Source organism: Microthrixaceae bacterium, from assembly GCA_016702505.1.
Lineage (GTDB): Bacteria > Actinomycetota > Acidimicrobiia > Acidimicrobiales > Iamiaceae > Aquihabitans.
Genome location: JADJDU010000003.1, coordinates 64,575 through 84,204 on the forward strand (window position 1 = coordinate 64,575; position 19,630 = coordinate 84,204).

Sequence of the window (19,630 nt, forward strand, 5' to 3'; positions counted from 1 at the left end):
GGCCAACCGACACTCCGCCCCCCACCCAGAGGGCCGACCAGACCCAGACTGAGCCAAACGTCAGATCACCACCCAGCGTTGACGGCGTTCCTACGCCACACCGCGCATGAGATCCTGGATCCTGCCCACCCCCGGATACACACACGCCTCCACCGTCCCATCCCCGGCTCAATCAGCGGCATGCCCCGTGGGCTCGCGACCCAGACGCCGCTCACTCACCGCTTACCAAATATTGATGCCATAACAGGTCATAGACTGGATCCAGCAGCGCTTTATTCACAATAGACCGAATAACTTTGGATGGTGTTCGATGTGTTGTGATGAGCCGGGCAAACTGCACCGAGGCGATACAAGAGATACATCCAGGGAATAACGTACCTAAATGGTCCTTCCGGGTCTTGATGTTTTCCATCATTGCGTAAAGTAGATTTTCTTGAAATGAGTCATCACACAATGCATACTTACTCCAGGCAACATCGTACACCCAATCAGCCCCCTCACCACGGTCCCGGATCTCGGCAGCAAGGTCAGCTCCTATCGGCAACATATGCCGGTACACGCTGACATCCAGAGCGACGGCGATCAGGTAGTCTACTGCGGCATTGGTAATTAGATCATCTACCTGACGCTGCCCGCCATGAGCGTAGGACATAAGATACCTCTTTCGATGTTGAGTTGGAGTCGAAATTATGCCCCAATTAGACCTTCCTCTGCCGTGAGAAACATCAAGGCTGCAATACCGGCGGCCCAAGCCGCCCCCTCCAAGACATCTGATACCGGAATGTCCCAAAAGCTGTTCCGGATCTCTCGTCTGATAATCTGCCCCGGCGCGGGGTAATCAGACTCCATCAAGGCCTCCCCGATATTCAGAAGGTACGTTGAGAAGGGCGGACCGTCCGAACAATCATCATCTGCCCGAAAGTCCTTGACTGCGCTACGAAGCGCTCGCTTCTCATTTTCATATGCCTCTATGTGACCCAAATCTCCGTCTTGATGGATCATTCCCCACATATACCGAATGAGGACGCCTCCCGGTCCTGTTTTTGTAAATCTTCCCTCCCGGATTCCGCGGTCGCCAAACAGCGCCCGTCGCAACCTTTCAAAGGACCCACATTTCCCATCATTTTTCCCAGAGCGACCTCCCGCTGACCCGCTGCAAAGCCCGCTTGGATCAATCCCATTCGCTGGGTTGGGGACTGTGGAGGCGTGTGTGTAACCGGGGGTGGTCCTGATGGTCCGCGGCGTGGTGCTGCGGGCCGGGAAGGATCGTTTCTATGGCTACATCGAAGAACACGCCGGCCAGTGCTGAGGGTGTGACCGGCACCTTGGTGTTGCCGCCTGACGCGCTGGTGTCGGCAGCGGCTGGCCGTCTCGTCGAGGAGGCCAGGGCCAATGGGGTCGCGTTGACCGGCGACGGTGGCCTGTTGACCGGGCTGGTCCGCGAGGTGTTGCAGACCGCGTTGGAAGCCGAGATCACTGACCATCTGGGCTATGAGCCTCACGCGGTCGAGGGTAGAGGATCAGGCAACTCCCGTAACGGCTACTACCCCAAGACCGTGCGAACCGAGGTCGGTGACGTGGACTTGAAGGTGCCCAGGGACCGCAACGGAACCTTCGAACCTGTGACGGTCCCGGTTGGGCAGCGCCGCCTGACCGGCCTAGATCAGATGGTGATCTCGCTTTACGCGAAGGGCCTCACCACCGGTGACATCACCGCTCACCTCCACGACGTCTATGACCAGGACCTGGACCGGTCGATGATCTCGAGGATCACCGACGCCGTGCTGGGAGATCTCGAAGCGTGGCAGTCCCGCCCGCTCGACGCCATCTACCCGGTGCTGTTGGTGGACGGGATCCGCATCAAGATCCGCGACGGGTCGGTCACGACCCGGGTCGTCTATGTGGTGATGGGCATCACCATGGAAGGCGAACGCGACATTCTGGGCCTGTGGGTCGGGCCAACCGGTGGCGAGTCATCCAAGTTCTGGCTCGGCGTGATGACCGAGCTCCGCAACCGTGGCGTCGCTGACGTGCTGGTCCTGTGCTGTGACGGCCTCAAAGGCCTCCCCGACGCGGCCAAAGCCTCTTGGCCTCTCGTTGATGTCCAGCTTTGTGTGGTGCACCTCGTGCGTAACAGCTTGCGCTACGCCAGCCGCAAGCACTGGCCCGCCATCACCCGCCAGATGCGAGCGATCTACACCGCCCCGACCGTCCCAGCCGCCGAGGCAGCGTTCGACGAGTTCGCCGAGCGGTGGCGAGACACCTACCCGGCGATGATCGCGTCGTGGGAGAACGCCTGGGGCGAGTTCGTGCCGTTTCTGGAGTTTCCAGTCGAGCTCCGCCAGATCGTGTACACCACGGATGAAATCGTCAAACTCGAGGCTGGGGCTTTTGGGGTTGCCAGTGAGCGACGAGGACCTCGTAGGCCCGTTCCTCCTGTTCGACGAGGGCCTTCTCAGCGTCTCGTAGCTGCTTGACGTGGTAGTCCCGCGATGGCCCAGCGACCGGGCCGGGATGCGGCGTGGCGCCAGCGGCAAGCTCGAGGCTGCGGCGCTTGTGCGCGACGAGGCTCGGCCGAGCAAACGCGTAGTCGTCGCCTTTGGTGACTAGGTGCCAGCACAGAACGGTCATCTTGCGGGCGGTCGCCACGGTCGCGACTTGGAACCCTCGACGGTCCTTCACTCGGCTATAGAACGCCCGGAGAGGTCCGGGGGCTCTCGACGCGGAGAACGCCGCCTCGACCATCATCCCCCTGGCCTGTGAGCGACCGGCTTTGGTGATTCGCCCGTACTTTGCGGGCGAATCACCGGACTGGGAGACCTTGGGGTTCAGCCCGAGATAGGACACGAGCCGATCCGGGGACTCGAACCGTGAAAAGTCACCCACCGCCGCCACGATCGACATAGCCACAGTGACGTTGATGCCCGGCACGGTCATCAACCGGGCGATCACCGTGTCATCGATAGCGTCGACAGCGATGTCGCGTTCTACCTCGGCGAGCTCGTCACCATGAAAGTCGATCTGACGCAACAGGGCGTCGACCGATCGCTGCTCGTCATCAGGCAACACCTGGGTGGCCAACCACCGCCGACCAACCCCGCCGAAGAGGTCCGCGTGCGGACACGTCGGGACCAGATTGCGCGACAAGATCCCATGCACCTGGTTCTTCAACCGGGTGCGCTGCTTAACCAGGTGCACCCTTCGAGCAACCAGACGGCGCCGGCGACGAGTCTGATCATCAGCCACCCAAGTCTCAGGCAAGAAGTCCGCAGCGAGAAGCTGAGCAAGGATCCGGGCGTCGACCTTGTCTGTCTTGACCTTCGCTTCAGCAATCGCCCGAGTCTTGCGAGGGTTCGACACCACGACCCGACCAGCGGACTCGCGCAACATCACCGCGATCGCATCCGAGTTCGTCGTCGCTTCCAACGCGACCTCATCGTCGGGTCGCAAGAACGACTCAGCCCACTCTCGCAGGTCCTGCGGCCGCACCCCGATCCGGCCCTCGTCGCGAACCAAGCCGTCCTCGACGACCGCGATCTGGGCAAAGGACCGATGCACATCCATACCGATGCAACGCGCCATGTGATACTCCTCTCAATACAGGAATTGAGGAACCACCGGGCGGACACGACAGAAACGGATTCGCGCTCGCAGCGCAGTCGGGCCAGTCGCAGGGGCGGCCAAGTACTAACGCGAGCTCGCAGCTCAAGGTATAGATCGGCCTGCCCTAGCTGTTCCTCCTGAACGCCCCGAACCCGACCACCCAGAACCTAGGGCCCATCAGAAGGCAGCGCTCGTGGCGTCCCAGATTTCATACCCGATACCAACGCCATCGAGTCGCTCAACGCCCGGTTCCGGCGGGCGGTCCGCCACCGCGGGCACTTCCCGACCGAACAAGCGGCCCTCAAGGTCTTGTACCTGGTCGCCACCCGACGGCGACCGAACCGCGAGAACCTCACCGGCCGGATCAACGGCTGGAAGCACATCTTGAACACGCTCAGCGTTCACTACGGTGAACGCATCACCAACCATCTCTAACCAATGAACGCCACGACCGTTTACACACAGAATCGGACAGACCCCTGTGAGGATACCCTGAATCATACTACGCCCACCCCGATTGACATCGGATTTGCGACAGTATGAATATAGACCCGATCGCAACTCCGCCTAATAGCCACCGCAGACGGTACAGGTACCGCCTGGCCATGATAAGGAAGAAGTACCCGGATCCAGATTTAGCACATCGCCTAAGAACCTCCCGCGGCGACCCACGCATTTCAGCTTTTGAGGTCAACAGCACGCCAAGACCGATTGCCGTTAGCAGCACCAAAGAACCGATTAGAACTCCGCCAGTGACGAGTTCTGCAACCCTACAGTATGACATTGCGCAGGTCTCTAGGCTGAGAACGGGCAATGCAAACCCGTAATTGCGTAAGTACAGCATGACAGAGCAAACGACGCCACGACCGCTAGCCACAGTCTACAAAACCAAAAAGGCGGTAGCCGTGACTATCGACTACATACCCAGCAAGTTTCGATGCCGTGCCAATAAAGAACCGAAGAATATCGTCGCCTGCCGCTGCGAGCGCTCGAACACCCAGCCGATCGAGGATCGTCGCAACTGCGCCCAGCGCCGCCGCCTGATGACAAGCGGATGATGACGGGTCGGTTCCACAATACACAACTACTTTTGCAATAGTTGCTGCCATAGAAGCGGTCGTGGCAACGCCGGCACAGGCACCGGCCACCGCCACCCCCCAGCCAGTAATGGCGCCGGATGCGCCTGCCAATGCACACGTCAACCCCAAGCCACCGGCTGTCGATCCGATCATATCAGCATTCTCTCTAACCCATTCGGCCCCAGTGCACGATCCATCGTTATTCTTCCCAAGGGCGCAGTCGACTTCGAGTCCTGTGGTTTCCTCTATTATTCCAGTTGGCGTGCACGGCCCGTCACCCAGGAACCCGCAAAGTCCACTTGGGTCGAATCGGTTCATTGGGTTGCCGCCTACATATCCGTATGGTTCCTCGGTCATCGCCACTAGTGGGTCTTGGGTTGTGAATTGGCCGGTTGTGGGGTCGTAGTGGCGGGCTCTTAGGTAGATGTAGCCGGTTTCTGGGTCGTGGTATTGGCCGGTGTATCCGGCTAGGGGTTGTTCGAGCCACCAGTTTGTGTTGGCTGTGATTTCACCGTGGGCGTTGTAGGTGATGGTGTTTCGGGTGGTGCCGTTGGCGTTGGTGGTGAGCCGGGTGGAGCCTTGGTGGTCTTGGTGCAGGTATTGGACTTCGCCGGTGGTGTTGATCTGATAGATCGGTGTCCCGCCCGGCCCGTAAATCACATACGCACTCTGGGCGCCTTGATGCTCCGCTAGCAGCAACGGCAAGCCGCCGCTGGCGGTCCAGGTGTGTTCTTTACGCCACTCCACACCTGTACCGCTGGTGTTGTCGAGTTGTTTGGCGGTTCGCATGCCGGTGGTGTCGTATTCGTAACGCCACGTCCTAGTCGGCGCCCGGAACACGCCGATCACATCGACCGCCACATCAGTCTCGGTCCAGGATCCGATCGTGAACGTCCCGGTGCCGGTGAGCGGGATGATCATGGTGGCCGATGCGTGTTGGGCGGGATCGAACACCACGATCCCTCCACCCAAGTCGGCTTCGGTTGTCCCAACACCGAGGACGCCGGTGCCGGTCGGGTCGATAGCGGTGACCGAAACCATGACCGCCATGATCTCACCCGACAACCCGCCCTGCCCCGTGACAGCAACTTCGACCGGCGTGTTCGACTGGAGCGTGTCACACGGGCTGGCGTCACAGATGCCGGTGCCGTTGGTCGTGTCCACTAGGCGGGTGGGGGCGTCGAGCAGATCCAGGCCGAGACCGGTGTCGTTTCCGGTGGGAATCTTCCAATACCCCGTCACCGCCACCCTGATATTGGTCAGGCCGGCGGCGTGGAGCGTGATGGTCCCGTCAGGGTTCAACGGAACCGTGAACACACCCGCAGCACCGACACTGCCTGTTTCCCACACCAACTCACCCGCAGCCGCATCCCCCGACGGGGCGACACGCACCTGCCCACCATTGGCGTTTTGGGCCAGGATCGACACCGTGACGGCGCTCACGCCCGTGGCTGGGATCCCGCCTCTACCGGCCGTAGCGACGTCGGTTTCACCCGCAGGGAGCGTTCCACACGGCGAACCATCACACACCCCGGTCCCCGACGTGGATTCGGCAGTGACTGCGGGGGTGACCGGCCAGTAGTTCAAGGCCGGCACCCACGGGGACGGCGCCCGGAAATACCCGACCACATCAACCGACACATCCACCCCCACCCCACTAGCCAAGGTGATCGTCCCGTTCCCAGCCAGTTTCGCCGTCACGGTCTGAGCCGAGGTCTGCCCAGCATTGAGCGGGAGCGTGCCCGCAGCGGCGTCACCAGCGGGGTTCACCTCCAACCAGCCATCACCAGTTGTGCCTGACGCGATGATCGACACCACCACCGCCGTCACCCCCGACGCCGGCACACCACCCACACCGGCGACCTTCACCGCAACAGGGTCATCAGCGGCGATCCTCGCGCACGGGGCACCATCACAAGTCCCAGCACCCGTCGTCGTATCGACGATGCGGGTGGCGGGGACGGGTACGTATTGGCGGGCGGTGTCGTCTTGCCACGTCGTCGGCAACACCGCTGTGGTCATGCGGTTCTCGGCATCAAACCCATACGTTGCGGTCGTACCCGACGGATACGTCATCGAGGTCCGGTTCCCTCGGGCGTCATAACCATAGGTGGTCGCATCAGCCGGTGGGGTCCCACAATCACCGCCCTCGGCGGTTTGCGATGTCCAACACAGCCGTTGCGCGGGGTCGAACACCTGCAACACCCCATCCGCGTCGACCAGATTCGTGGCCGCATCAAACCCGAACCCCTCCGTCCCAGTCGAAGTGAGGCGATCCTGATCGTCATAGGACCACGACTGGTTCTGGCCAGTGACCGCGCCGGTGCCGGTGACGGTGGTGACCTGGCCCTTCAAATCGCGGGGCCCATAGGAGAGGCTGCCCAGCACCGTGGAACCGCGGTTCCAAGACACACCGACCATCCGATCAGCCCGGTCAAAGCTGTAGACGTCACGGTTCTGTGACGACACCGGGAACACCGTTTCGGACCAGTTGCTGTTCTCGTCATAGCCGAACGTGGTCAGCCGCCCGGTCCAATCCGTTACCGACTCCAACCGTCCCGCATCATCAAATTCTCTGGTCACCGCTGTGGACTGGCCGGGGTAGGAGATCGAGGTCAGGTTCGACATGTCATCCCAGCCATAACCCGTGGAACGACCATTCACATCGGTGTGGGACTTCAACCTCGACCGGCCATCCCAGACCCACATCTCAGTATCACCACCCGCGACGCGTGGGTACGGCGACCAACCTGGTCATAGACGATCCCCTCCACATCGGGTGTGGCCGGATCGGCGTAATCGACACCGGTCGGACGGCCCGCCAAGTCATATGCGTAGGTGACACAGCCGGTCTTGGGTGAGGAAGCGCAGTTGCCGCCAGGCTGGGTCACCGACCCCAAACGACCCTCGCTGTTCCACGTGTAGCCCGTGGTCGCGTTGACCGGGTCGGTCACCGACTCGATGCGGCCAAGCCCGTCGCAGCCATAGACCCATTGGCCGTTCAGTTCGTTCACGAACCTGGTTCGGCGTCCGTCAGGGTCATACTCGTAGGTCCGCGCCCCCGGACCGGGCGGATCGACCACCTCGAGACGATCCACCACGTCATACCCATAGGTCGTGACATCGCCTGTGGTGACCGCAGCTGACAAACCGGTCTCCACCCGGTTCATGTTCCCGTTCAGGTCGTAACCGGTCTTCACCCGGTTCCCCAACGGATCGGTCTCCTCGATCACCCGCCCAAACTCATCAGACACCAACCTGGTTTTCCACAGGTCAGGGTCAGCGCCCACCAGATTGCCTTTCGGGGCCACCACCCACTCCAAACGCCCGATCGGGTCATAGCCCATCGACGTCTTGTTCCCCAACGGGTCCGTCACCGACACCATGTCCCCAGTTCCGGGATCATAGGAATACGCCCAGTGCTGGCTACGACCGTCGATCACCTCCACCAGATCATCCCGACGCACCGGGTCATACACCAACGTCGTGGACGCCTCATCAAGCGTGCCCACCGCGTCGACCACCGTCTCGGGCATCCCATCAGCGTTATAGGCAACCGTCGAGGTCACCACATTCGCAGTCGAGGGCGGCAACGGGGCCGCGGTCTCACCCACCGACACCGACGTCACCTGATCAAACAAGTTGTAGGTCCAGCGAGTCACCCGACCCGACGCGTCACGGGCCATCTCACGGTTCCCACGCATCGTTCTCGAACACCACCACCCCAGCCGGGCTGGTGACCTGCTCCAACGCCAACGTCACCGGATCACGCACATAGCCAACCTCCTCCTCCAACGCGGTGCCCGGTGCCATCGTGCGGCCCGTACACACCCCAGCGGTGTCGTAGTGGTCGATACGTTGACGCCCCGACGGAAACGTCACCACCGTCGACCCCGGACCCGGCGTAAAGAAATCAAACCTCGTCACCGAACCGGCCTCATCAGTCTGGGTGTGCAGACGGCCCTGATGGTCATAGGAGTTCACCACCTCCGGCCCAGCAGGCTGACGACCAGGTTTACGCACCCGGATCACCCGATGGTCACCGTCATAACCAAACGACCACACCCCCTCACCAACATCGGTGAAAGACGTCAAATTGCCAGCCGGGTCATACCCGAACTGGATCGACCGATCTCCAACCAACGGATCATCGGCCACCGAATCCAACCGGGCACCGTCCCACTCGAAAACAAGACGCCGCCCCGCCTCGTCCTCCATGAACTCAACCTGCCCGCCCGACCCATAAGACAACGTGGTCTCGTTACCGAACTGGTCACCTAACCCCACCAGACGCCCCGACGCATCAAACCGGTGCTTCGGATTTCACGGGGGAGTCGGGGTGATGTGGGCTAGCAGGTCCCAATTGGGTTGGCCGGCGTAGAGCAGGGTGCGGATCCGGTAGTTCCGGAAGGATTTGAACCCGAAAGCGATGCGCTTGACGACCTTGATCAGGTTGTTCGCTCCTTCGGCTGGGCCGTTGGAGAAGTAGGCGCCGTGCCACGCCGCTATCTGGTGTCGCCACTTGGTGATCGTGCGGCCGAGCTGGCGGATCTCTGGTGGGCAATCGTCGTATTGCATGTCAGCTCCGAGGCGGGTCACGAACTCGAGGGCCAGGTCAGGGTCGTGGTGCTCATAGATCATGCGCACTACCTCCTTCGCGTTCCACGCGGAGCGGACCTCACCATTGGGGTCACCTGCGTCGAGAAGGCCCATCAGCTTGGTTCGGCTGTCGGCGCTGAGACGTTCGTCGGCCATGGTCAACAGGCGCCGGGACCGATACAAGGGGTCGGTTTTGCGGCCCCGGTGACCCAGCGTCGCGTTCTGGACTCGTCGCCGGACCTCGTCTAGGCGCTGGTTGGCGAGCTTGACCACATGGAATGGGTCCGCGATCTGGGTGGCTGCGGGGAGCATCGTGTCGAACGCGAGCCTCCACGGCCCTGACAGGTCCAACACCGCGTACCCGATCCCATCAAGCCAGGCCGGGTCCCTGGCATCGAGCCACCCACAGGCCCCGGCTGCGGATCGGCCCGGGATCACGTCGAGGAGCTGACCGCCGCCGACGTCGACGATCGACGTCGACCACTGCTGGGTTCACCACCGCCCGACCCGGTTGAACAGGGTCTCATCGAGTCCGAGCGCTTCGACCTCACCGATGCGGTCGGGGTCTTCCACCAACGGCGTCCCATACGCGATCACGGCGTCGTTGATCGTGTGCCAGTCACAGATGCTCCTATCTCTGTCAAGTGCTGCTGGGAGGGTTCTCAAGAAGGCGGTAGAGGCGGCGGGCGAAGTAGCGCTTGAGGCATCGGCGGGCTTCTCGGCGGGTCTTGCCTTCGGCGATGCGGCGGGCGATGTAGGCCTTGGTGGCGTCGTCGTATTGGGCGCGGATGCCGATGGCCTGGTGGAGTGCGCGGTTGAGTTGTCGATCGCCTCCTCGGTTGAGTCGGTGCCGGTCCTGGGTCTGGCCCGAGGTCGCCTCGATCGGCGCGACGCCAGCGAGTCGGGCGAACGCCGCCTCGCTGCGGCAGCGGCCCGGATGTGACCACGACACGATGACCTGCGACGCGAGGATCACACCCACGCCGACCTCATCGAGAAGCTGCGGCGCGATCGCTTCGACGAGTGACTTCATGTCGGCCTCGAGCTCGGCGGCCTGGGTGGTGAGGTGCTGGATCCGCTGTGCGAGGGCCCGCATAGCCGTCTTCGTGCCGAAGAGTTCGGGGTCGCCGTCGCGGTCGGGCCGGAACCGAGCGCACCGCTGAGTGAGCTTGATCACGGTGAGGGATCGCAGCTCCTCGCGGAGCACGAGCGGTGCCGTCAGCACGAGTGCCTTGAGCTCGTTGATCGCAGCGGTGCGCGCTAGCTGCGCGCCGCTTTTGGCAACCAGCAGCGCTCGCAGGCCTTCACGGGCACCCCGAGATCGTGGTGTGGACCAGTGGCGCCGACCGAGTACTTCTCTTGCGGCGCGGACTGCGTCGAGCCCATCGGACTTGGCTCCGTCCTTGGTGGGCCGGGTGCTGGGCTGATCGAACTCGATGGCCCACTCGGCTGCCGCCTCGAGTGCTTGGGTAAGCCCGGAGCCGTAGCTGTCGGCTCCTTCGACCGACCAGGCCCTCCTCCCCGCGGTGCTGTGCGCATCCGCCCAGTCGATGGCGCTCGCGTAGCCGGCTGGGGTCGTGGGGAACTCGGCGCGTCCGAGCTCGCCCTGGGTCTTGGCATCGACGACAGCGACGGTGATCCTGTCACGGTCCGGGTCAACGCCGATCACGTGATCGACAAGTTCGCTGAGCATGAGGAGGGTCCTCCGTGGTTCGCTGGATGTGTCAGCGCCGACCTGGTGAGAACCGCTGCGGCAGGACTGTGATGGGTCACCCTCGCGGGGACAAGCTCCTGATCAGGCCAGCTGCGGATGGCAGGTCGGTGCTGGCGCGTCACGGACGAATCTCGACGAAGACACCACCGAAGCAGGTCAGCCAATCTGTGGGTCACGTGGCGCACCAGCACCATCCTCACCGGCACCAGAACCGGCCCCCAGATGATCACAGCCGATCTCCTCGTAGCCCCGCACCCCGGTGATGTCACAAGGCTGACCGGCGCTCAACTCCTGAAGGATCGCGAACACCGACTCGGGATCGGTCCAACGCGAGAACAGAGGGCCGCACCCCCAGGCGTCGGCCACGGCCCGGAAGATCCAGAAGTCGGCCAACGCCTGGCCGGGGCGCGGGCCACCCGCTTCACCAGACCCAGCCGACGCTCGAGGTTGATGAACGTGCCCTCCTTCTCGGCCCAACCCGCGGCCGGCAACACCAGGTCGGCCCGCTCCGCGGTCTCGGTGGTGGTGTAGAGATCCTGCACCACCAAGAAGTCGAGCTTGTCGAGCAGATCACGAACATCGTCCTGGTTGATCCAAGAATGAGCGGTGTTGGTGGCCACGATCCACAGGGCCCGGATCTCACCGCGGTTGATGCCCTCCACGATTCGGTCATAGACCCAACTCGGCCCGTCGGGGATCGACGAGTTCCAGCGGCCGGTGCGCGACGTCCAGCCATGATGACCGGGGCACTCACCACCTCACCGAAGGGGCTCGCCTACCCCCTCAGCTTCTACTGGAGCTAGAACATTGCACTAAATACAGCAACTGCATGGGCAATTGTCAGGATCAACAGAAATGGCATGAATAGAACCGCGTTAACCTTATACGCCAGAAGCCACCAGGACTTCACTCGAGAAGTAGGCTTATCGTGCCAATGTCGTCTCAACCAGACCACTTGAATCAGGAGAATGCCGACTAACAGGACCACACCGCCGACGGAGCCCGACTGTTCCGAATTACTAGTTGACGCCACCACAACGCCAGATCCCATCACGCTAGACATAGGTCTGCCAGTTTCTTGATGGTAGCCTGAATTAGGTTATCAACCTTGGACGGATTAGGGAGAACAGGAACCAAGGCAATTCCCGCTCGAGCAAGCTCCCGTCCGCAAGACGCACTCCACAATCCTGAATCTCGACACTCCCGTGCTGCCCTTACGATCGCCGCACCGTTTCCTGTCGCCTCAGAGGCAACAGCAAGTGGGCAAGCATACGCCGTTCCAAGGCAGGCAATAAATAATGGCAACGACAGATTGCCCAATAGATCCATGCCCTGCAATATGGCCTCGCCGGTAATCTCGATTCCGGCTTCAAGATCCCGCGGTGGCAGAGCTCCTGCGTTATTTAGACCTTCAGGGTCCGTTGAACTCGACTTCTGCCCATTGTCGGGGTCTACGCAGCTACCTGCAAGAACCACGCCCCCGCCCCGTTCGCATAGTTCCCTATCCACCTCTTGGCCTAACCCCCAGGGGTCAAGGCCGTTTGTCGGGTTGCCGCCTACGTACCCGTAGGGTTCTTCGGTGATAGCCACTAGCGGGTCGACGGATGTGAATTGGCCGGTTGTGGGGTCGTAGTGGCGGGCTCTTAGGTAGATGTAGCCGGTTTCGGGGTCGTGGTATTGGCCGGTGTATCCGGCTAGTGGTTGTTCGAGCCACCAGTTGGTGTTGGCGATGATTTCACCGTGGGCGTTGTAGGTGATGGTGTTACGGGTGGTGCCATTGGCGTTGGTGGTGAGCCGGGTGGAGCCTTGGTGGTCTTGGTGCAGGTATTGGACTTCGCCGGTGGTGTTGATCTGATAGATCGGTGTTCCGCCCGGCCCGTAAATCACATAGGCGCTCTGTGCGCCTTGATGCTCTGCGAGCAGCAACGGCAAGCCGCCGCTGGCGGTCCAGGTGTGTTCTTTACGCCACTCGGCACCGGTGCCAGTGGTGTTGTCGAGTTGTTTGGCGGTTCGCATGCCGGTGGTGTCGTATTCGTAACGCCACGTCCTAGTCGGCGCCTTGAACACGCCGATCACATCGACCGCCACGTCAGTCTCGGTCCAGGATCCGATCGTGAACGTCCCGGTGTCGGTGAGGGGGATGATCATGGTGGCCGATGCGTGTTGGGCGGGGTCGAACACCACGATCCCTCCACCCAAGTCGGCTTCGGTTGTCCCAACACCGAGGACACCGGTGCCGGTCGGGTCGATAGCGGTGACCGAAACCATGACCGCCATGATCTCACCCGACAGCCCGCCCTGCCCGGTGACCGCGACTTCGACCGGTGTGTTCGACTGGAGCGTGTCACACGGGCTGGCGTCGCAGGTGCCGGTGCTGGTGGTGGTGTCGACGAGGCGGGTGGGGGCTTCGAGTAGATCCAGGCCGAGTCCGGTGTCGTTTCCGGTGGGGATCTTCCAATACCCCGTAACCGCGACCCTGATGTTGGTGGGGCCGGCGGCGTGGAGGGTGATGGTGCCGTCAGGGTTCAACGGAACCGTGAACACACCAGCGGCACCGACACTGCCTGTTTCCCACACCAACTCCCCTGCAGCCGCATCCCCCGACGGGGCGACACGCACCTGCCCGCCGTTGGCGTGTTGGGCCAGGATCGACACGGTGACGGCGTTCACGCCTGTGGCTGGGATCCCGCCGTGTCCGGCGGTGGCGATGTCGGTTTCACCCGCAGGGAGCGTTCCACACGGCGAACCGTCACACACACCAGTTCCCGACGTGGATTCGGCAGTGACTGCGGGGGTGACCGGCCAGTAGTTCAAGGCCGGCACCCACGGGGACGGCGCCCGGAAATACCCGACAACATCAACCGACACATCCACCCCCACCCCACTAGCCAAGGTGATCGTCCCGTTCGCCGCGACCTTCGCGGTCACTGTCTGAGCCGAGGTCTGCCCGGCATTGAGCGGAAGCGTGCCCGCGGCGGCGTCACCAGCGGGGTTCACCTCCAACCAGCCATCCGATGTGGTTCCTGACGCGATGATCGACACCACCACCGCCGTCACCCCCGACGCCGGCACACCACCCACACCCGCGACCTTCACCGCAACAGGGTCATCAGCGGCGAGCCGGGCACACGGGGCACCATCACACGTCCCTGCCCCCGTCGTCGTATCGACGATGCGGGTAGCGGGGACGGGGACGTACTGGCGGGCTGTGTCGTCTTGCCACGTCGTGGGCAACACCGCTGTGGTCATGCGGTTCTCGGCATCAAACCCATACGTTGCGGTCGTTCCCGACGGGAACGTCATCGAGGTCCGGTTCCCGCGTGCGTCATAGCCATACGTGGTCGCGTCAGCGGGTGGGGTCCCACAATCACCGCCCTCGACGGTTTGCGATGTCCAACACAGCCGTTGGGCGGGGTCGAACACCTGCAACACCCCGTCCGCGTCGACCAGGTTCGTGGCCGCATCAAACCCGAACCCCTCCGTCCCAGTCGCGGTCAGTCGGTCCCGGTCGTCATACACCCACGACTGGTTCTGGCCGGCCACGACCCCGGTGCCGGTGACGGTGGTGACCTGGCCCTTCAGGTCACGGGGCCCATAGGAGAGCGAGCCGAGCACGGTGGAGCCGCGGTTCCATGTGACACCGACCATCCGATCAGCGCGGTCAAAGCTGTAGACGTCACGGTTCTGTGAGGACACCGGGAACACCGTTTCGGACCAGTTGCTGTTCTCGTCATAGCCGAACGTGGTCAGCCGCCCGGTCCAATCCGTTACCGACTCCAACCGTCCCGCATCATCAAATTCTCTGGTCACCGGTGTGGACTGGCCGGGGTAGGAGATCGAGGTCAGGTTCGACATGTCATCCCAGCCATAACCCGTGGAACGACCATTCACATCGGTGTGGGACTTCAACCTGGAACGCTGATCCCAGACCCACATCTCAGTGTCACCGCCCCGCGAGGCGTGAGTGCGGCGACCCACAGCGTCATAGGTGATGGCGGTGATGTCAGGGGTGGCCGGATCGGCATAGTCGACACCGGTCGGGCGACCCGCCAAGTCATACGCGTATGTGATGCAACTGGTCCGGGGTGCAACACAACTGCCGCCAGGCTGGGTCACCGACCCCAAACGACCCTCGCTGTTCCACGTGTAGCCCGTGGTCGCGTTGACTGGGTCGGTCACCGACTCGAGACGACCGAGCCCGTCATAGTCATAGACCCATTGGCCGTTCAGTTCGTTCACGAACCTGGTTCGACGTCCGTCAGGGTCATACTCATAGCTCCGTGCCCCCGGGCCGGGCGGATCGACCACCTCGAGACGATCCACCACGTCATACCCATAGGTCGTGACGTCGCCTGTGGTGACCGCAGCTGACAACCCGGTCTCCACCCGGTTCATGTTCCCGTTGGCGTCGAACCCGGTCTTTACCCGGTTCCCCAACGGATCGGTCTCCTCGATCACCCGCCCAAACGCATCAGACACCAACCTGGTTTTCCACAGGTCAGGGTCAGCGCCCACCAGATTGCCTTTCGGGGCCACCACCCACTCCAAACGCCCGATCGGGTCATAGCCCATCGACGTCTTGTTCCCCAACGGGTCCGTCACCGACTTCAAATCCCCAGTTCCGGGATCATAGGAATACGCCCAGTGCTGGCTACGACCGTCGATCACCTCCACCAGATCATCGCGGTGCACCGGGTCATACACCAACGTCGTCGACGCCTCATCAGACGTGCCCGCCGCGTCGACCACCGTCTCGGGCATCCCATCAGCGTTATAGCCGACCGTAGAGGTCACCACATTCACAGTCGAGGGCGGCAACGGGGCCGCGGTCTCACCCACCGACACCGACGTCACCTGATCAAACAAGTTGTAGGTCCAACGCGTCACCCGCCCCGACGCATCCCTAGCCATCTCCCGGTTCCCACGAGCATCGTTCACGAACACCACCACCCCAGCCGGGCTGGTGACCTGCTCCAACGCCAACGTCACCGGATCACGCACATAGCCAACCTCCTCCTCCAACGCGGTGCCCGGTGCCAACGTCCGACCCTCGATGACCCCAGCGGTGTCGTAGTGGTCGATGCGTTGACGCCCCGACGGAAACGTCACCACCGTCGACCCCGGACCCGGCGTGAAGAAATCAAACCTCGTCACCTGACCGGCCTCATCAGTCTGGGTGTGCAGACGGCCCTGATGGTCATAGGAGTTCACCACCTCCGGGCCCACCGGCTGATGACGGGGCTTGCGCACACGGATCACCCGATGCTCACCGTCATAACCAAACGACCACACCCCCTCACCAACATCGGTGAAAGACGTCAAATTGCCAGCCGGGTCATACCCGAACTGGATCGACCGATCCCCAACCAACGGATCGTCGGCCACCGAATCCAACCGGGCACCGTCCCACTCGAAAACAAGGCGCCGGCCCGCCTCGTCCTCCATGAACTCAACCTGCCCACCCGACCCATAAGACAACGTGGTCTCATTGCCGAACTGGTCACCTAACCCCACCAGACGCCCCGATGCATCAAACCGGAACACCTCGAAATGATTCCGAGTGAACACCCAACCCCCACCCACAGACTCCACCAACCCGGCGCTGAACCGCCCCGGCGCCCCCCACACCCCAGCCACCTTGGAGAACGGGACCGTCGCCCCCGTCTCCTCCACCACCGTCACCGCATCAGACCCATCCACCCGCACCCGCATCGACAACAAAGACGACCACCCAAACCCCGTCGGCCCGTCCACCGCCGCATCCGACGACGAAAACATCAACCCAAACCCCAAACCCGCCCCCCGCCCCGACACCGACAAACCCGGCAACCCAAACCAGAAATTCCCCGTCCGCGTATCCACCGGATCACCCTCGTCGGTCCGGCACGCGCACGGATCTTTCAAAGACCCGCCCGGACGATTCGACTCGGTGTCAGGCCGGGTGCTCGTCGGGCACCCCGGTGCCTTGACCCCAACCGCATTCAGGCCAAGATCAGTGAAGAACCGCGACCGGTACTCCAACCCGCTCCCACCCTCAAAGGTCCGAGTCGTCGTCACCTTCAAGATCACCTCACGACTCGCCCCGTCATTACGCCAAATCGAAATCACACGATCAGACTCATCAGGAGCCGGTACCTCACCCCACCCCGGCATCCCCGGCGTCCCAGACTCACGCTCCGCCTCGAACCGGAAGTTGGTCTCAGCAAGCTGCTCCCCAGACGTCTCCAGCACCGTGTAAACCGCGTCATAGGTGGCGCTGAAATACCAGCTATAAGGCTCCAAACCAATCCGGCCCGCCTCGTTCGCCCTCAACCACGAACCCCCACCCGGAACCCACAACCTCACATAAGCCACCGTCGGATTCTCTGAATGCCGAAACGTCACCGTCTGCGCCGACGTACACCACACCCTCGGAGCCGACTCGACATCACTGCCAGGCGCAACCTCAACCGGCAGAAAAGGGAACCCAGGATGATCCCAGGGCGGACGAGCCGCCACCGGCCCCGCCCCAAACATCACCCCAACCGCCGCCCCCAACACACACACACACACACACAGAAACCGCGCCAACTCGACTCAGCCTTGTACCCGTCATAACGGGGATTATCGACCCCAATCTCGGGGACTTGAGCAGTTCCTGGGGGTCGCCATACCGATCAGCGTTGCGCCGGCCCCGCCTGTGACCCATGGCTAGGCCGTGGTGGGTCTTGGGACTTCGTACTTGTAGCCGAGGCCTCGGATGGTGACTATTCGGGTCGGGTTGGACGGATCTTGCTCCACCTTGGAACGCAGGCGCTTCACATGGACATCGAGGGTCTTGGTGTCTCCCACGTAGTCGTGGCCCCACACCCGGTCGATGAGGACATCGCGAGAGACCACCCGGCCGGCATTGTCGAGCAACAGGGCCAACAACTCGAACTCCTTGAGGGGCAGGTTCACATCGGCGCCTCGAATCACCACCTCGTGGCGGCCCGGATCCAGACGCACGTCACCCACCTCCAGCACCTCGTCAGTGCCGGTGATGCCCGGGTCGACCACGGCCGGGGTACGACGCAGAACCGCCCGCATCCGAGCCACCAGCTCACGGATCCGATACGGCTTGGCCACGTAGTCGTCGGCGCCGACCTCCAAGCCGACCACCGTGTCGATCTCAGAGCCCTTGGCCGTGACCATGATGATCGGCACCTTGGACCGGGACCGCAGCTCCCGACACACGTCGATCCCCGAGATCTTCGGCAACATCACGTCCAACAGCACCAGATCGGGATTTACCAGCTCGAAGAGGTCGAGAGCCTCGACACCGTCTCGGGCCACGTGGACCCGGAAACCTTCACGGCCAAGGCCCACCGTCAACGCGTCGACGAAACTGTCCTCGTCCTCCACCACCAAGACCGTGGTCATCGGGCTCGTCATGATCGTTCCTCCATGGATGATCGGAACCGAAGGGCGAACGTCGATCCCACCCCCTCGACCGAGCGAACCGTCACCTCACCGCCATGGCGCTGTGCCACGTGCCGCACGATGGCCAGCCCCAACCCGGTACCGCCGGTGTCACGGCTTCGAGCCGGGTCCACCCGATAGAACCGCTCGAACACCCGCTCCAGATCCGACGCCGGAATCCCGATTCCGTGATCGGTCACCTCGATCTCCACCATCGGGCCACCATCGGCCTGGCCACCGCCATCCAAGGACCGGGCCCGCACCTCGACCTCGCTGCCCGCCTCGGAGTACTTGACGGCGTTCTCGAGAAGGTTGGCCAGCGCCGACACCAACTGGCGGCGATCCCCCACCACGGACAGGTCGCCAGCCACGGGGAAGACGGTCACTGCCACTCCCGCCAGATCCGCGGTGGCTGCGGTGCGCTCGATGGCCGCCTCCACCAACTCACCTACGTACACCAAGACCGCCTCGGTCTCCGCCGACGCCTCGATCTGACCCAGTTGCAACAGGTCGTCGACCGTGTGGGCCAGGCGAAACGCCTCGGTCTGGATTCGGGCCGCCAAACGCTCGACCGTCGCCGGGTCACCATCTCCAGCCAACGCCTCCGACAGCACCCCTAGCGCGCCAATGGGCGTCTTCAGCTCGTGGCTCACGTTGGCCACGAAATCTCGGCGCACCGACTCCAGCCGCAACTGCTCTGAGATGTCGTCGACCAAGACCAGCACCTCGGGTTCAAGCCCTAGATCGGAAATGCCCTGGGTCGCACCCCCCTCGGTGGGAGGTGACGTCCCCTCTCCAGCCGAGCTCAGGGGACCAGCGCTGATCCGAAACACGCGTCGGGGCGGGCCGAACAGCTCGACGTCGCGCTGAACCGTCCGGCCCCCAACGGCGGCGGCAACCAGCTCCCCGATGGCCGACCCGACCAACGCGTCGCCGTGACGAGCCTCGACGAAGGCGGCAGCGGACCGGTTCCGCCACAGGACATCCCCGTTCGGATCGGCCACCACGATGCCCTGGGTCAATGTGTCCAGCACCGAACGCAGCCTGTTCGCCTCAGACATCGATGTCTGACGGTCGAGTTGCAGGGCGTGGATGGCCTGATCGATTCGTTCCAGGTCTTCGACCACCGGGCGACCCGCGGCAGGGGCGATACCCAGACGCCCCATCAAGGCCGTCACCCGGGTTCGGACCTCCT

General features: G+C 62.8%; 11 protein-coding genes and 2 pseudogenes. 2 read left to right on the plus strand and 11 right to left on the minus strand.

Translation table 11 applies throughout. The features are described from left to right. Positions 1-211 precede the first annotated feature (211 nt). The gene (locus IPG97_03430; GenBank protein ID MBK6855624.1) at positions 212-652 is read right to left on the minus strand and encodes a hypothetical protein; all 441 of its coding nucleotides are present in this window, start codon (positions 650-652) and stop codon (positions 212-214) included. Between the two features lie 622 nt (positions 653-1,274). Here IPG97_03430 and IPG97_03435 point away from each other — a divergent pair. Beyond that, complete coding sequence (locus IPG97_03435) at positions 1,275-2,477, plus strand: IS256 family transposase (protein MBK6855625.1); 1,203 nt, start codon at positions 1,275-1,277, stop codon at positions 2,475-2,477. On the opposite strand, the gene IPG97_03440 is transcribed toward IPG97_03435, so the two are convergent. After that, positions 2,371-3,564: an IS110 family transposase gene (locus IPG97_03440; protein MBK6855626.1), complete on the minus strand. Its 1,194-nt coding sequence runs from the start codon at positions 3,562-3,564 to the stop codon at positions 2,371-2,373. The genes IPG97_03435 and IPG97_03440 overlap by 107 nt on opposite strands. 258 nt (positions 3,565-3,822) lie before the next feature. On the opposite strand from IPG97_03440, the pseudogene IPG97_03445 reads away from it, so the two are divergent. Beyond that, positions 3,823-4,038: pseudogene (locus tag IPG97_03445) on the plus strand (transposase). Between the two features lie 434 nt (positions 4,039-4,472). Here IPG97_03445 and IPG97_03450 read toward each other — a convergent pair. The 9 genes and pseudogenes from IPG97_03450 to IPG97_03490 form a co-directional block, all read right to left on the minus strand. Further along, positions 4,473-7,364 (minus strand): hypothetical protein, encoded by a 2,892-nt coding sequence (locus IPG97_03450; GenBank protein ID MBK6855627.1) that lies wholly within the window; start codon positions 7,362-7,364, stop codon positions 4,473-4,475. Then, on the minus strand, positions 7,361-8,386 hold the full coding sequence (locus IPG97_03455; protein MBK6855628.1) for an RHS repeat protein: 1,026 nt from the start codon (positions 8,384-8,386) through the stop codon (positions 7,361-7,363). Before IPG97_03455 ends, IPG97_03450 begins: the two co-directional genes overlap by 4 nt. After that, the gene (locus tag IPG97_03460) at positions 8,370-8,969 is read right to left on the minus strand and encodes an RHS repeat protein (protein ID MBK6855629.1); all 600 of its coding nucleotides are present in this window, start codon (positions 8,967-8,969) and stop codon (positions 8,370-8,372) included. Before IPG97_03460 ends, IPG97_03455 begins: the two co-directional genes overlap by 17 nt. A 36-nt stretch (positions 8,970-9,005) precedes the next feature. Further along, positions 9,006-9,752, minus strand: a complete 747-nt coding sequence (locus tag IPG97_03465; GenBank protein ID MBK6855630.1) for a transposase — start codon at positions 9,750-9,752, stop codon at positions 9,006-9,008. A 169-nt stretch (positions 9,753-9,921) separates the two neighbouring features. Further along, positions 9,922-10,974: an IS110 family transposase gene (locus IPG97_03470; protein ID MBK6855631.1), complete on the minus strand. Its 1,053-nt coding sequence runs from the start codon at positions 10,972-10,974 to the stop codon at positions 9,922-9,924. A gap of 177 nt (positions 10,975-11,151) precedes the next feature. After that, positions 11,152-11,693: pseudogene (locus tag IPG97_03475) on the minus strand (molybdopterin-dependent oxidoreductase). Between the two features lie 352 nt (positions 11,694-12,045). Further along, positions 12,046-16,773, minus strand: a complete 4,728-nt coding sequence (locus IPG97_03480; GenBank protein ID MBK6855632.1) for a hypothetical protein — start codon at positions 16,771-16,773, stop codon at positions 12,046-12,048. 912 nt (positions 16,774-17,685) lie between these two features. Continuing rightward, a complete protein-coding gene (locus tag IPG97_03485; protein MBK6855633.1) occupies positions 17,686-18,396 on the minus strand; it encodes a response regulator transcription factor in 711 nt (236 codons plus the stop codon). Between the two features lie 8 nt (positions 18,397-18,404). Beyond that, positions 18,405-19,613, minus strand: coding sequence for a two-component sensor histidine kinase (locus IPG97_03490; protein ID MBK6855634.1), 1,209 nt, complete (start codon positions 19,611-19,613; stop codon positions 18,405-18,407). Positions 19,614-19,630: the final 17 nt, after the last annotated feature.

Excerpts from the sequence above, each read along its gene's own strand:
- IPG97_03430 (MBK6855624.1), bottom strand. The coding sequence starts at position 652 with ATGTCCTACGCTCATGGCGGGCAGCGTCAGGTAGATGATCTAATTACC.
- IPG97_03435 (MBK6855625.1), top strand. The coding sequence starts at position 1,275 with ATGGCTACATCGAAGAACACGCCGGCCAGTGCTGAGGGTGTGACCGGC.
- IPG97_03440 (MBK6855626.1), bottom strand. The coding sequence starts at position 3,564 with ATGGATGTGCATCGGTCCTTTGCCCAGATCGCGGTCGTCGAGGACGGC.
- IPG97_03455 (MBK6855628.1), bottom strand. The coding sequence starts at position 8,386 with ATGCGTGGGAACCGTGAGATGGCCCGTGACGCGTCGGGTCGGGTGACT.
- IPG97_03470 (MBK6855631.1), bottom strand. The coding sequence starts at position 10,974 with ATGCTCAGCGAACTTGTCGATCACGTGATCGGCGTTGACCCGGACCGT.
- IPG97_03480 (MBK6855632.1), bottom strand. The coding sequence starts at position 16,773 with ATGTTTTCGTCGTCGGATGCGGCGGTGGACGGGCCGACGGGGTTTGGG.
- IPG97_03485 (MBK6855633.1), bottom strand. The coding sequence starts at position 18,396 with ATGACCACGGTCTTGGTGGTGGAGGACGAGGACAGTTTCGTCGACGCG.